The following is a 13,536-nucleotide window of genomic DNA, read 5'->3' on the forward strand; positions in this document are numbered from 1 at the left end:
TCAAGAAGATTAAATAGGAAAAATCAGATAGCACAGTTTCAAAAACTGTGCTATCTGGTGTCATTTCCGTACCTTTATTATGACCATTTGCAGCCCAAAAACTGCCTTCTGGTGAACATTTGGTGAACAGGTCAAAATATGATTTTGTAAAATGTTGATTTTCAGTATAGTTAGGGCGTGGTTCGATTCCCCTACGGGCTACAAACCCGCTTTACGAAAGTATAGCGGGTTTTTTGTTGATGTTAATCTTTGTTCCTGATCCATAAATTCCCCCTCCTTCGTCAGTCCTATTTATTCCACTAAGGGGTGGCTTAACAGTTCATAAGGTTGAGACCTTATCCTTGGGTGTCGAGAATTAATCCCTGGCAAAAAAGAGGTAGAATTGATTATACGATCGATTCATAGTTCTCATTTATTTTTACCTAAAGGCAGGAGATTCTTCCTAAGAGCTAATTTCCAGCTTATATCCTTTCCCGTGAATATTAACAAGTTTAACTGTAGAATCATTTTCCAGTTTCTTTCTGAGTTTTGATATAAACACATCAAGGCTACGGCCGACAATTATGCCTTCATCCTCCCATATTTCTTTTTGCAACCTGTTTCTGTCTATGATTTCATTAGGAGCGCTTGCAAAAATGTATAGCAATTTAGATTCTTTCTGAGTGAGTTCTATTTGTTCAGTATTATTGATAAGGTATTGCTTGTCGTTATAAAAATGATATTTCCCAATTCGGATAAAATTGTCTTGAAAACTCTTGTCGCCTTTACCTGATATACTTTTCTTTTTGTGGTAAATCTTTACTCCTGAAAACACTAAAACCAACGCAAAAAGGGCTATTCCGGTTGATACAAACTTCTTTGGCAAACCCAAAAGGCTGGCATTATGGAATGATATATTGATTAAATAGAAGCCTTTGGATTGCTGCCGGCCTCTACAGGGTACGATATTCTTCTGCTCAGTTTTTAGTATTGCATACCCAAATATCATTTCATTGCTTGCGCATTCTATCACGTTTACAATATAGTCAGAAGGAAGCTGATTGGCTTCGATCGTTCGGTGTATAATCTTTACAAGTGAATCAGGTGTAAAGGTAAACTGACTTGCGAATCGAATTTGATATTCATTTTCAGCAATCTGCTTTACGGGCAAAACTCTGGATGAACTATCGCCGGAATGCAGCAGTACTTCATGTCCAATTTTCCTCATAATTATAATTTCTTTCGCCTCTTCAAAATCCGTATCATTTAACTGGCTTGCGCTAAGTACATAAAAAAGGATAAGCAAAGAGGCAGCAATGAAAATTGATAGGTACTTAAAATTCATATATAAAAGTAAGCTATTCTAGCTGATCGAAGATAAACTGCAGAGGGTCTTTACACTCGTTTACATTCTTTTACAACTCTTAACACTTTACCTGAAGGCATAGGATATAGCTTTGCTCTGATAAATGTAAAAACCTTTTAAATGCTTTTTATAAACAAATATACTAATGATGAAATACACGTACACTTATCTCCTGCTGCTTGTTTTCTGCACTTACTGTAAAGGACAAAACAAAACAAACCTCTCAAAAGATAAAATCAATTCCAAAACTAAAGACTCAATCAGTTTACATGGGCCTAATAGTGGCGTTTTTGAAATAAAACAGGATAGAAAAGGCAATATCTGGATTGCAACTAATGATGGTGTTTATAAATACGATGGAAGATCGTTCTCCAATATCACAAGTAAAGTAAGTTCAGCCCGCTTTATTTCTGTTTTGGAAGATAGGAAAGGTAATTTTTGGTTCGCTTCCCTTGGTTCGGGGGTTTATTTTTATGATGGGAAATCGTTTAGAAATTTTACAACCGGGGATGGCCTTGCCAGTAACCGCGTTTTTTGTATGTATGAAGACAGGGCCGGTAATATCTGGTTTGGTACAAATGATGGAGCAAGCCGTTACGATGGGAAATCCTTTCGGAAATTAAAAATGAAAAACGTACCGGCCCCTGCTGGTGCTGATTCCGTGCACGTGTCCGCCTATCAATCTATGGTTTCGAAAGATAGTTGGCTGCATAATGATATTCATACTATTATCGAAGATAAAACCGGGAAATTATGGTTTGGCACCAGGGGTAATACCTTCATTTATGATGGGAAAACATTTACCCCGCTCGCCAATAAAGACGGCAAAGCTTTCAACAACGTTTGGCGTATACTCGAAGACAGAAAAGGCAATATTTGGTTTGGTGCCGACGGTCTGTGGCGCTTTAACGGCAGCACCTTTACCAAAATTAATCAGACGGGTGCCGGTGTTATCGTCGAAGATAGAAAAGGAAACATTCTGGCTAGTTCAGGGGGGGCAATTTTTCGTTTTGATGAACAGTCATTGTCTAATAAAAATCCACATGTAACCGAAATAGAGACAAAAGGTGAAGGGCTTAAAAATCTGCCTTTCGGGATTTTAGGAGCTAATGATGGAAGCATTTGGTTTGCATCTGGGGGTGGGGTAAGCCGTTATGATGGAAAGACCCTCACGGACTTTTAGGCAATTAAAAATAACGTTTATCGTCAATTGTTACTTCCGCTAATTACTAATCATAGTTCCAATTAAATTAAAAAAAATGAAAAGATCATTTGTGTTTGTTCCGGCCATTCTCATAGTATTATTTCTACTCAATTCTTTTTTTGTACTAAAAGGGAAGGACGCAAAAAAGAAACCAATAACAGAGAGTAAATCATCGAAGATTGCTAACATCATTTTTAAATCTACTGATGGTGGACAAACATGGCAGGACATTAGCGAAGGGCTGCCTGAAAAATTGCAGAGGGAAGGTATGCAGAGTGATGGTTTCTTTGCAAATGAATTTGGGCTCTATTTACGTGCCGGAAATGGGATATATCACAGTGAACCAAATTCCACATCTCCTTTTTGGAACAAAGAGATCTTCCCTGGTAAACAGAGGAACATTGTCCCTGGCAAGAACGGGATACTTGCATATAATTTCAGGGGCCAATTTTTAAAAAAAATAAACGGAAAGAGTGATTGGTCGCCCATGTACACGAACTTTCAGGAGCAAGCCGTACGCATTAACAGAACGATCGATTGGATGTACACGAATTATAAAGAGAGACAAGTATGCAGCGTTTTTGAAACTACGGGAGGCACTGTTTTCATCGGCTCCAACGGCGCCATTTTTAAATCCACTAACAGTGGAAAAACTTGGAAATATGTGCATGTTGGAGGCTGGGTAACGAAAATGGTAGAGTCAAACGGTGTACTTCTGGCTGCCAGCACTCAGGGAATATTAAGATCGACCGATGATGGTGAAAGCTGGGATCGTGTTATTAGTGAAGGGAGCGATGGCATCGCTGTGGAACGTATCGACGGAGGATTTGTGGCTATAGCCTACAACAGAATAACCCAAACCAACAGAATACACATTTCATTGGATAGTGGGAAAACCTGGAATGTTATAGGTGAAGGACTTCAGCCTTCCTGGAACAGTTCATTTATCAAACAAATAGGCGGACTTCAGCCTTCATTGTATATTTCATCAATCAAGCAAGTGGGCGAATATTTAATGTGTGGTCGCTCAGATGGTATATTCCGGTCATCTGACATGGGTAAAACATGGAAACTGTTACTTCCTTCTATTGAAAATAGGGGCTTCAAATTAGCTGTTTCAGGCAACGCGATTTATGCCATACCAAATAAAGGATGTTGATTAAACAATCCCACCTATATAGCCCGTCATTGTGTCAATGCCGGGAAAAGCCAAATTAAAACAACAACTATTTTCGCTTGTATAGCTTTGACGCAATTGTAGGCGTCGGTATGTTTGATGTAGGTGGTGAAATGGAATTCCTAAACTAAACTCTTTGAGTCTGGTACGGTACCCTACTCCCCTTAAAATTGTCGCTATCCACCTCTGGAACTGTTGTGCCTGACAGGTAAATTTGTAATACAAAATTCAATCATTTATATTAATTATAAACCGACACACGATTTTGGATTGAGATAAAGTAAATATGAGAAAAGTAATCGCAGCAATCAATATGACACTTGACGGGTTTTGCGACCACACAGCAGGTATTCCGGATGAAGAAATACATCAACATTACGCTGAACTGTTAGATAATGCCGGCGTTGTTCTGTATGGAAGGATAACTTATCAACTTATGCAATTCTGGCAAGATCTGTTAAAAAATCCTTCAGGTGAAAAGACAATGGACGACTTTGCTATGGCAATAGATAAAATTCCAAAAATAGTTTTTTCCCACACGTTGAAAAATGTAGAATGGGAAAGTGCAAAGCTAGCAAACCGGGCCCTTGAAGAAGAAGTTTTAGAGCTCAAGCAACAACCGGGCAGAGAAATTTTAGTTGGCAGCCGTAGTTTAATTATACAGCTAATGAAACTCAATTTGATTGATGAATACCAACTCTGTATTCACCCTGTTGTTGCAGGAGGCGGTTTGCCATTATTTGAAAATATAAGCGACAGAACTGTCTTTAAACTCATAAAAACTAAGACCTTTAAAGGTGGTGCAGTAACGCTTTACTATGTGCCGACAGACGAAAAAACAACGACCCGCTGACAAGGTATTGCCAAAAGCGGGGGACGGGGTTTTATGATAATTTGTGCCTGGCTGACCTTTGGTTTTTCAGTTTAGGGTTTGCTTAAAAAGCCCTGCCTGCGGCAATATCCTGTCCGTGGTCAACGATCGTTACAAGTGCTTTGCGAGTAGGTGACAGTGAGCGGACGGAACACAAGATATCAGTTGAATTTTAGACTGCGGAAGTTCTTATAGCAAACTTTTAACCCGGCGTTGCACTATCCGACACCCTGCATCTCGCTCATCATATATTGGAGCAAGCTAAAATATTTGCTGCTTCTTAGCCCATATACCTTTATAAACCTCTTTTAATTCCTGATCTAAAAAAGAGGATTCAATATAGATGTTTATCTGCTTGTTTTTTGATGTGAATTTTTTAAAACTGTTTTCGATTGCTTTTTGCGGGATTTGGAGACTCTTTCCTAAAACTATAAAGTCGTCTAACTGAATTTTTTTCTTTTTACCATTCAATGTCAGGGCAAGTTCTTCATCGTCAGCAGGATTCAATAGATTTACATTCAGCAAATCAAAGGCAGGGCTTAAATGTATGCCATTATCCTCATGCACTACGGCGAAGTTCTTCAGGTGCATGTCATTATTGCCAGTGAGGTAGGAGAATAATACAAGCTCGAAATAATTCAAGGCATCTAATCCTGTATTCGTGCAATACTTATGGATAAGTTTTCCTATTTTTTCATATGAACCTTTGTATTTGCTTTCAGTTAAAAATTCAGAAAGCTGACAAAAGTCTTCCATGTGTACCTTTTCACCATTTACCCGGTCAAAACGTTTTGCCAGATAAACAAGGCTGCCACCTGTTGTCTTAAGAAGAGTATGCTCACAAACCGGAATCCTGAATAGTGATGCAAGGTGCATGGTTAGGTCCTCCGTTTGTGGCATCATGGTAAAATGTCCGTGTTGTGGCTTAAGTATGTATTCGCCCCAAAGTCCCACAATAGTTAACCGAGTATTTTCTTTGTTTTTTTCTAAGGTAACCGACAGTTTAGGCTGAACACCCGTGATCGCGATTCTTTCGTTTATAGTTTGATCGGCAAGCTCTTTCAATAACTGGTCATTCAACTCCAGCCTGGGAGCAACCGGTACTCCGAAGAACTTTTTGGAGCATTTCTCATGGTACTCCTTATCTCCTGAATCCTGATAACAAAACCAACAATTTGCCATACCTATATTTCTTCAGGGGTAATAGTTACGGCTCCGATAGTGTCACGGCAGGTGAGTAATAATAGTTCGAACCGATCATTAGATTTAACTTTCCAGTGTTCTGCGGCAATGTCAAGCAGCCAGCCTTCTGGTATCAATCCATCGAAAAAGGGAAATAAAACTCTACTTGTATACTTTTCCTCAGATAGGGGTAAGGTTAAACTTACTGGCTTAGCAGATTCCATTTCCAGGTATTCTGCTGCATAAGCAAATTCATAACCTTCCTCTGTTTCGGCAACTATACCCGCTTTAAGCTCTTTATAAAAAACTATACCGCGTTTACTCATGGTCCTTCTGTTTTGATATCACGCCTAATTGCGCCCCAAATAAAGCAAGTACCTGATTAACTTTATCCATCCGGAGCGTCGTTTTACCTTGTTCTATTTCCCTGATAAAACGGAGGCCCACACCCGCTTTTACCGCGAGATCCTCTTGTGTGAATCCGAATGCCTTGCGTTTTTGCTTCAAATAGTTAGAAAGCATTTTTATACCCTTTAAGGTGCAAATATAGCTAATTAAATTAGATTATACCCTTTCGGGATTAAGCATCTGATAAATGACGAATTTATACCCGAAAAGGTATATTAACGAAAAGTGGGGCCTAACACTATTCGAATACGGCATTCTACATTTGGAAATAATAATTACTGTGCTACTTTTGCATTTAACCATATGGTTAAATTAAATGGTTAATGCAAAAAGATAAGTCAACAGAAGAAAGAATTTTAGAGGCCGCAAAGAAAGTCTTCGTATCAAAAGGCATGGCAGGGGCACGTATGCAAGACATTGCAGATGAAGCCGGCATAAATAAAGCTTTACTGCATTATTACTTTCGAAGCAAAGACAAACTGTTTGAAGTAATCTTCCTTGAAACCGTTGCCGGCTTTGTCCCGCGGATAAATGTGATCATGAATTCTGAGATGTCCTGGAAGCAAAAGATAGAAGCTTTTTCTACTGAGTATATTGAAAAAATAATGTCTAATCCTTATTTGCCCCTTTTCGTGATGAACGAAATGCATAAGCAGCCCGAAGAATTTATGAAAAAGATGTGGGGCGGAGACAGACCCCGACTGGAAAAATTCATCATGCAAATCCAGCAGGCTATAGAAGCCAAAGAAATCAGGCAAATACATCCCGCGCAACTAATGATGAATATCATGGCACTTTGTGTGTTCCCTTTTATCGGAAAGCCATTGCTTCAGATGGTGGCGGGAATTAATGATAAGGAGTTTTTTTCCTTAATGGAAGAGCGTAAAAAGCTCGTTCCTGAATTTATTATACAGGCACTTACACTGTGAAAATATTTGTCATGAAGTTAGCTAATTGGTTAAATTATTTGGTTAGAATAATAGTAATAATAAGCCCTTGCACATTATTCGCCCAGGAATTAAGTCTTGAACAGGCACAGCAACGCGCCAGAGAAAACTACCCGGCTATTCAACTGAAAGCTCTGATAAAACAAACCGCTGATCTCAGCATTCAAAATCTGAATAAAGGGTTTTACCCGCAGCTTGCATTAAACGGACAAGCCACCTATCAGTCGGATGTTACCAGGATTAACATCTCTTTGCCTGGAATAATAGTAAATCCGATGAGCAAGGATCAGTATAAAGCCACCGCCGATGTGAATCAGGTATTGTTCGATGGTGGATTAATAAGCAAGCAAAAGCAGCTGCAACGGTTAAACGCTGATGTCGAAACCGAAAGGAATGAAGTCGAGCTTTACAAACTTCGTGAGCGGATAAACCAGATCTACCTGGGCATTCTGCTGCTTGACGAACAGGTAAAGCAAGTTGAACTGCTTGAGTCGGATATCGAGACAGGTATTCGTAAAACCAGTGCTTTGGTTGAAAACGGACTTGCGTTCCGCTCAAATCTTAACAGCCTGGAGGCTGAGAAGCTAAAGACAGAACAGCGAAATATAGAACTGAAATCATCCCGCAAGGGTTTGGTTCAAACATTAAGCCTCTACCTGGGAACACCTTTAGATGAAAATGTACAATTTCGGCCGCCATCTCCGGTAATAATTGAGGCCGAAATTAAACGCCCCGAGCTTACTCTGTATCAGAAACAAACCGACCTTATTAATCAGCAAAAGCAAATGGTGTGGTCCAGGAACCTGCCCAAAGCCAGTCTGTTCGGACAGGGCGGATATGGCAGACCGGGCTTAAATATGCTGCAGAATGAATTTGATTGGTTTTACATGGGCGGCGTAAGGCTCAACTGGAACATCAGCAACTTATATACTGCAAGAAAGGAAAGACAACTGACTGAACTAAATGCTAAATCTGTGAGCATACAGAAGGAAACCTTCTTATTAAATACAGCCAGCCAACTTAGTCAGCAAAAGTCTGAAATAGAAAAGCTGGAGGCTCTTGTTGAAACGGACAAACAAATCATCGCCTTGCGCAGAAAAATAAAAGTCGCGGCTAATGCCCAGCTGGAGAATCAGGTTATCAGCGCATCCGATTATATAAGGGAGGTGAACGCAGAAGATCAGGCCAGACAAGCTTTAATCATCCATCAGCTGCAGCTGATACAGGCCCAACTAAATTATAATACTATAGCAGGAAATTAGATATGAAACCACTGTTGATTTTAGTACTTGTTGCAGGAATCGCGTCCTGCGGCAGAAATGCAGATAAAGCAGATGCTTCGGGAACCTTTGAAGCCCGGGAAGTTGTCGTCTCTTCCGAAATCGGCGGTAAAATTGTATCGTTTGACATTGAAGAAGGGAAAGCCTTTGCCAAAGACATGATAGTGGGAGTGATCGATGCCGAAAACCTGGTACTGCAGAAAGAGCAGGTTGAAGCAAGCATTAATGCCCTGCAACAAAAAACAGCGGATGCTGGTCCGCAGATAGAGTTACTCAGAGACCAGTTAGGTGTGCAAGCTTCGCAGTTAACTAACTTACTACGTGAACGGAAGCGAATATCAAACCTGCTGAAAGAAGATGCCGCTACAGGAAAACAACTGGACGATATCAATGCTCAAATCGAAGTTCTCCAAAAGCAAATGGGGGTTACGCGTCAGCAGATTAACGTGCAGCAAAGTGCCATCAGATCACAGAACCGCAGCGTATTGAGTGAAGGTCAGCCATTGCAGAAGCGCGCAGAGCAAATAAACGACCAGATAAAACGTGCAAATATCACTAATCCCATAAACGGAACTGTAATCACCAAATATGCGGAGGCGGGTGAGGTAACGTCCCCCGGAAAGGCACTTTATAAAATTGCCGACCTGAGTATCATTATACTTCGAGCCTATCTCAGCGGAAGCCAGCTTTCGGAAGTGAAGCTTGGGCAGAACGTTAAAGTATTGGTAGATAAGGGCGAAGATGAATACAAAGAATTTACCGGCACCATTACCTGGATCTCAGATAAAGCAGAATTCACTCCTAAAACCATTCAAACTAAAGATGAGCGGGCAAACCTGGTATACGCCATCAAGGTAAGAGTCAAAAACGATGGTTATCTCAAAATAGGAATGTACGGCGAAGTAATTCTTAACAAAGAACAATGATGAAAGCTGTAACAGCCGAAAATATTGTGAAAACCTATGGCAGTAAAAAAGCCATTGCCGAAGCTCTGAATGATATTTCTTTCGAAGTTGAGCAGGGTGAGCTATTTGGTATTATCGGACCTGATGGCGCCGGTAAGACCAGCCTGTTCAGAATATTAACCACTCTGCTTCTTGCGGATAGCGGAAATGCCACGGTAGACGGTTTTGATGTAGTAACGGATTTTAAGAGTATCAGAAAACGGGTGGGGTATATGCCCGGAAGGTTCTCTCTTTACCAGGATTTAACGGTAGCAGAAAATCTTGAATTCTTTGCCACCATTTTCGAAACTTCCATCGAAGAGAATTATGATCTGGTGAAAGAGATTTATTCGCAGATTGAACCTTTTAAAGACAGAAAAGCAGGCAAGCTATCCGGAGGGATGAAGCAGAAACTGGCTTTAAGCTGTGCCCTGATTCACAGGCCTTCGGTACTTTTTTTAGATGAACCAACTTCGGGTGTTGATGCGGTATCCCGTAAGGAATTCTGGGATATGCTCAAGGGATTGAAACAACAGGGAATTACCATTTTGGTATCCACTCCCTATATGGACGAAGCCGGTTTGTGCGACCGGGTGGCCCTTATACAAACCGGAAATATTCTGTCGGTCAATACTCCCAAAGGGATAGTCGAAAACTTTGGAAAGCCCCTGCTGGCCGTGCGTTCCGCAAAAATGTTTAGCCTCCTGAATGATTTAAAAGGTTTCGAATCCACCGAAGAGGTCTACGCCTTTGGTGAGTATCACCATTTGGTACTTAAAGAAAACACAGACATGGAAACAGTTCGCCGGTTCATCCTTTCAAAAGGACACCAGGATGTCGAAGTGCTTGTTGCAAGTCCCGTGATTGAAGATTGCTTTATCTCTTTAATGAAAGCCTCATGAATACCGAAAGTGCCATAATAACAGAAAACCTGACCAAGCGCTTTGAAAATTTCACCGCTGTAGACGCGATATCTTTTGAAGTGAAAAAAGGTGAGATATTTGGTTTTCTGGGAGCCAACGGAGCTGGAAAAACAACTGCTATGCGCATGCTTTGCGGACTTTCAGTTCCGACATCGGGCAAGGCTTCGGTAGCGGGCTTCGATGTATATAAGCAAACCGAAGACATTAAAAGAAATATTGGCTACATGAGCCAGAAGTTTTCACTTTACGAAGACTTAACAGTAAAAGAAAACATGCAGTTCTATGGAGGGATTTATGGTAAAAGCAATGCCTTTATTAAAGAGAAAACGGCCAGCGTACTTAAGCAGCTGCACCTTGAAGATGAAGCTAAAAAACTGGTTAAATCTCTGCCTCTGGGCTGGAAGCAAAAGCTTGCTTTCTCAGTAGCCATTTTTCATGAACCCGGAATCGTGTTTTTAGATGAGCCCACCGGGGGGGTAGATCCGGTTACCCGCAGAGAATTCTGGAACTTAATTTACCAGGCAGCCGAGCAGGGAACAACTGTATTTGTGACCACCCATTATATGGACGAAGCAGAGTATTGCAGCCGCGTGTCGATTATGGTAGACGGAAAGATTGAGGCCATGGATACGCCTTCGGCACTGAAAAAGACTTATGAAGCAAAATCGATGGACGAGGTTTTTCTAAAGCTCGCAAGGAAGGCAGTAAGAACGGCAGATTAGGAGGGAAGAAAGTAGAAAGTAGAAAGTTAAAATTAAAAAGTAAAAAGCTGCAATTTAAAAAATTAAAAACCTGGCTAAAGATTATGAAAACATCGTATTTGGACATCCAAGTCGAAAGGACTAAGAAGTCGAAGCACACCATAGTTCTAAAAGTCGGGATCTCAGGTCTCAAATCTAATCTCCTCTCATGAAACAATTCTTTTCGTTTGTTAAAAAGGAGTTTTATCACATTACCCGTGATAAACGAACCCTGTTTATTTTGCTGGTGATGCCCATAGTGCAGATCATCATTTTCGGGTTCGCCTTAACTAATGAAGTGAAAAATTCGGCTATTGCTATTCTCGACCAGTCAAAGGATGCGGCAAGTACAGAATTAATTGGAGAGATAGATGCCAGCGATTATTTTACGGTTCAAAAGCAGCTCTCCTCTTACAAAGAAATAGAGCCCGAATTCAGAAAGGGTAAAATAAAAATGATAATGGTTTTCCCTCAGGAATTTTCTGAGGATCTGCGACATTTCAATAAAGCACAGGTACAGCTAATTACTGATGCTTCTGACCCGAATGTAGCCAATACGATAAACTCATATGCCAGTTCAATTATCAGGGATTACCAGAACCGGATCAATAATGACCTTAAGCTACCCTATACCATCAAAACTGAATACCGGATGCTTTATAATCCGCAACTGAAGGGAGCTTACAGCTTTGTACCGGGGGTAATGTCTATGGTATTAATGCTTATTTGCACCATGATGACAGCCATCACCATTGTGAAAGAGAAGGAGATCGGCACCATGGAAGTAATGCTGGTATCCCCGGTCCAGCCTCTGAAAATTGTAATCGCCAAAGCTGTGCCCTACCTCTTATTGTCAATTGTAAACATTTGCAGCATCTTATTGCTTAGTGTTTTCGTGCTGCATGTTCCGGTTAATGGCAGTATTACCTTATTAATGTTCGAAAGCATTTTATTTACGCTTACTTGTTTAGCCTTGGGACTTCTGATTTCTACCGGTACCGATTCGCAACAAACTGCTATGTTCATTTCCCTTACGGGAATGTTTCTTCCAACCATCATGCTGAGCGGCTTTATGTTTCCGATTGAGAATATGCCTTTACCCCTGCAAATTGTGTCGAATGCTGTTCCCGCGAAATGGTATTATATTATTGTGAAATCAGTCATGATTAAGGGAGTCGGCTTTTCGGCAATATGGAAAGAAACACTGGTTTTGGCGGGTATGATGATATTTCTGCTTGGTTTAAGCATTAAGAAATTTAAAATCAGGCTGGTATGAGAGTACTAAAGTTTCTGCTTCAGAAAGAGTTCCGTCAAATCTTCCGCAATCCTGCCATCCTGCGTATTATTTTTATAATGCCCATCATACAGTTGGTAATTCTTCCTCTTGCGGCAGATTATGAGATGAAAGATATTAAACTGAGTATAGTCGATCTGGACCATTCATCCTATTCGCAGCAGCTTGTTTCAAAAATCACGGCTTCAGGTTATTTTAAACTGACGGGTTTCAGCAGTTCTTATAAAACAGCGATGAGCGATATCGAAGAAGACCGGTCGGACCTTATACTAAGCATCCCATCCAGGTTTGAAAGAGATCTGGTGCGGGAAAATGAGAACACGCTTTTCATATCGGTAAATGCCATAAACGGTGTGAAAGCAAATTTAGGAGGTGCCTATCTATCCATGATCTTCCAGGATTTCAACCGCGAAGTACGTCTGAAATGGGTGCAGTTCCCGAGGATGAATCCGGAGCCGGTGGTGGATATTACTTACTCTAACTGGTTCAATCCCAGGATGGATTATAAACATTTTATGGTGCCAGGCATCCTGGTGATCCTGCTTACTATGGTCGGATCTTTTCTGGCGACATTAAACATTGTGAAAGAGAAAGAAATAGGAACAATCGAACAGATAAATGTTACACCCATAAAAAGGCATTATTTTATTTTAGGCAAGCTGATCCCCTTCTGGATATTGGGGATCGTGATCCTCACTATTGGCTTAACCATTGCCAGAGTAATTTACGGCATCATTCCTCTTGGCCATTTTTATGTGATCTATGTTTTTGCCGCGGTATACCTGCTCGCTATACTGGGTTTAGGCCTGCTCATTTCAAATTATACCAGCAACCAGCAGCAGGCGATGCTTATTTCTTTCTTTCTGATGATGGTGTTTATCTTGCTCAGCGGACTTTACACTTCAATTGACAGTATGCCCTACTGGGCGAGAATGATCACCCGCTTAAATCCAGTCAGCTATTTTGTGGAGGTGATGCGTCTTGTAGTTTTGAAAGGAAGCGGGTTGTACGACATTTCGGGGCATATTCTGACGATGCTTGGATTTGGTCTGGTACTTAACGGCTGGGCGGTTTTGAGCTACCATAAAAGGAGTTGATGTGCCCGCCGACTCAGAGGGTTGAGCGTTAAGAAAGGTTGAAAGAAAGCATGCAGAAAAGAACATTAAGAGCTGCAGAGACGAACTCCGGAGAAGCGTATTAGAAAAGTACGTGCCAGACAAA

Annotated in this window: 14 protein-coding genes; 10 read left to right on the forward strand and 4 right to left on the reverse strand. The window is 40.8% G+C overall.

Annotated features, from left to right (window positions below):
* Positions 1-442: 442 nt before the first annotated feature.
* The gene (locus WG906_RS14810) at positions 443-1,324 is read right to left on the reverse strand and encodes a winged helix-turn-helix domain-containing protein (RefSeq protein WP_339993551.1); all 882 of its coding nucleotides are present in this window, start codon (positions 1,322-1,324) and stop codon (positions 443-445) included.
* Between the two features lie 166 nt (positions 1,325-1,490).
* Between WG906_RS14810 and WG906_RS14815 the strand changes: the two genes are divergently transcribed.
* From WG906_RS14815 to WG906_RS14825, 3 genes are all read left to right on the forward strand, one after another.
* Entirely contained in the window at positions 1,491-2,528 is a 1,038-nt protein-coding gene (locus WG906_RS14815) for a ligand-binding sensor domain-containing protein (protein WP_339993554.1), read from the forward strand.
* 76 nt (positions 2,529-2,604) lie between these two features.
* Positions 2,605-3,708 carry a WD40/YVTN/BNR-like repeat-containing protein gene (locus WG906_RS14820; protein WP_339993556.1) on the forward strand — a complete coding sequence of 368 codons (1,104 nt, stop codon included), beginning with the start codon at positions 2,605-2,607 and terminating at the stop codon, positions 3,706-3,708.
* Positions 3,709-4,012: 304 nt separating this feature from the next.
* The gene (locus WG906_RS14825) at positions 4,013-4,579 is read left to right on the forward strand and encodes a dihydrofolate reductase family protein (RefSeq protein WP_339993557.1); all 567 of its coding nucleotides are present in this window, start codon (positions 4,013-4,015) and stop codon (positions 4,577-4,579) included.
* 279 nt (positions 4,580-4,858) lie between these two features.
* Here WG906_RS14825 and WG906_RS14830 read toward each other — a convergent pair whose 3' ends face one another.
* Genes WG906_RS14830 through WG906_RS14840 form a run of 3 tightly spaced genes read right to left on the reverse strand, consistent with a single transcriptional unit; the run spans position 4,859 to position 6,301 of the window.
* Positions 4,859-5,779, reverse strand: coding sequence for a HipA domain-containing protein (locus tag WG906_RS14830; protein ID WP_339993558.1), 921 nt, complete (start codon positions 5,777-5,779; stop codon positions 4,859-4,861).
* Positions 5,780-5,781: 2 nt separating this feature from the next.
* Positions 5,782-6,105 (reverse strand): HipA N-terminal domain-containing protein, encoded by a 324-nt coding sequence (locus WG906_RS14835; protein ID WP_339993559.1) that lies wholly within the window; start codon positions 6,103-6,105, stop codon positions 5,782-5,784.
* Positions 6,098-6,301, reverse strand: a complete 204-nt coding sequence (locus WG906_RS14840) for a helix-turn-helix transcriptional regulator (RefSeq protein WP_339993561.1) — start codon at positions 6,299-6,301, stop codon at positions 6,098-6,100. Before WG906_RS14840 ends, WG906_RS14835 begins: the two co-directional genes overlap by 8 nt.
* A 209-nt stretch (positions 6,302-6,510) precedes the next feature.
* Here WG906_RS14840 and WG906_RS14845 point away from each other — a divergent pair, with 209 nt between their 5' ends.
* From WG906_RS14845 to WG906_RS14875, 7 genes are all read left to right on the forward strand, one after another.
* Positions 6,511-7,116 carry a TetR/AcrR family transcriptional regulator gene (locus WG906_RS14845; protein ID WP_339993563.1) on the forward strand — a complete coding sequence of 202 codons (606 nt, stop codon included), beginning with the start codon at positions 6,511-6,513 and terminating at the stop codon, positions 7,114-7,116.
* Positions 7,117-7,127: 11 nt separating this feature from the next.
* Positions 7,128-8,396 (forward strand): TolC family protein, encoded by a 1,269-nt coding sequence (locus tag WG906_RS14850; protein WP_339993564.1) that lies wholly within the window; start codon positions 7,128-7,130, stop codon positions 8,394-8,396.
* A 2-nt stretch (positions 8,397-8,398) separates the two neighbouring features.
* Positions 8,399-9,340, forward strand: a complete 942-nt coding sequence (locus WG906_RS14855) for an HlyD family secretion protein (RefSeq protein ID WP_339993566.1) — start codon at positions 8,399-8,401, stop codon at positions 9,338-9,340.
* Positions 9,337-10,260: an ABC transporter ATP-binding protein gene (locus WG906_RS14860; RefSeq protein WP_339993567.1), complete on the forward strand. Its 924-nt coding sequence runs from the start codon at positions 9,337-9,339 to the stop codon at positions 10,258-10,260. The genes WG906_RS14855 and WG906_RS14860 overlap by 4 nt, the downstream gene beginning before the upstream one ends.
* Positions 10,257-11,003 carry an ABC transporter ATP-binding protein gene (locus WG906_RS14865; RefSeq protein WP_339993568.1) on the forward strand — a complete coding sequence of 249 codons (747 nt, stop codon included), beginning with the start codon at positions 10,257-10,259 and terminating at the stop codon, positions 11,001-11,003. The genes WG906_RS14860 and WG906_RS14865 overlap by 4 nt, the downstream gene beginning before the upstream one ends.
* Before the next feature lie 187 nt (positions 11,004-11,190).
* Complete coding sequence (locus tag WG906_RS14870; RefSeq protein ID WP_339993569.1) at positions 11,191-12,297, forward strand: ABC transporter permease; 1,107 nt, start codon at positions 11,191-11,193, stop codon at positions 12,295-12,297.
* Positions 12,294-13,412: an ABC transporter permease gene (locus WG906_RS14875; protein ID WP_339993570.1), complete on the forward strand. Its 1,119-nt coding sequence runs from the start codon at positions 12,294-12,296 to the stop codon at positions 13,410-13,412. The genes WG906_RS14870 and WG906_RS14875 overlap by 4 nt, the downstream gene beginning before the upstream one ends.
* The last annotated feature ends 124 nt before the right edge of the window (positions 13,413-13,536 follow it).

It is taken from the genome of Pedobacter superstes, assembly GCF_037622515.1.
Lineage (GTDB): Bacteria > Bacteroidota > Bacteroidia > Sphingobacteriales > Sphingobacteriaceae > Paradesertivirga > Paradesertivirga superstes.

Excerpts from the sequence above, each read along its gene's own strand:
- WG906_RS14810 (WP_339993551.1), bottom strand. The coding sequence starts at position 1,324 with ATGAATTTTAAGTACCTATCAATTTTCATTGCTGCCTCTTTGCTTATC.
- WG906_RS14815 (WP_339993554.1), top strand. The coding sequence starts at position 1,491 with ATGATGAAATACACGTACACTTATCTCCTGCTGCTTGTTTTCTGCACT.
- WG906_RS14820 (WP_339993556.1), top strand. The coding sequence starts at position 2,605 with ATGAAAAGATCATTTGTGTTTGTTCCGGCCATTCTCATAGTATTATTT.
- WG906_RS14825 (WP_339993557.1), top strand. The coding sequence starts at position 4,013 with ATGAGAAAAGTAATCGCAGCAATCAATATGACACTTGACGGGTTTTGC.
- WG906_RS14830 (WP_339993558.1), bottom strand. The coding sequence starts at position 5,779 with ATGGCAAATTGTTGGTTTTGTTATCAGGATTCAGGAGATAAGGAGTAC.
- WG906_RS14835 (WP_339993559.1), bottom strand. The coding sequence starts at position 6,105 with ATGAGTAAACGCGGTATAGTTTTTTATAAAGAGCTTAAAGCGGGTATA.
- WG906_RS14840 (WP_339993561.1), bottom strand. The coding sequence starts at position 6,301 with ATGCTTTCTAACTATTTGAAGCAAAAACGCAAGGCATTCGGATTCACA.
- WG906_RS14845 (WP_339993563.1), top strand. The coding sequence starts at position 6,511 with ATGCAAAAAGATAAGTCAACAGAAGAAAGAATTTTAGAGGCCGCAAAG.
- WG906_RS14850 (WP_339993564.1), top strand. The coding sequence starts at position 7,128 with ATGAAGTTAGCTAATTGGTTAAATTATTTGGTTAGAATAATAGTAATA.
- WG906_RS14855 (WP_339993566.1), top strand. The coding sequence starts at position 8,399 with ATGAAACCACTGTTGATTTTAGTACTTGTTGCAGGAATCGCGTCCTGC.
- WG906_RS14860 (WP_339993567.1), top strand. The coding sequence starts at position 9,337 with ATGATGAAAGCTGTAACAGCCGAAAATATTGTGAAAACCTATGGCAGT.
- WG906_RS14865 (WP_339993568.1), top strand. The coding sequence starts at position 10,257 with ATGAATACCGAAAGTGCCATAATAACAGAAAACCTGACCAAGCGCTTT.
- WG906_RS14870 (WP_339993569.1), top strand. The coding sequence starts at position 11,191 with ATGAAACAATTCTTTTCGTTTGTTAAAAAGGAGTTTTATCACATTACC.
- WG906_RS14875 (WP_339993570.1), top strand. The coding sequence starts at position 12,294 with ATGAGAGTACTAAAGTTTCTGCTTCAGAAAGAGTTCCGTCAAATCTTC.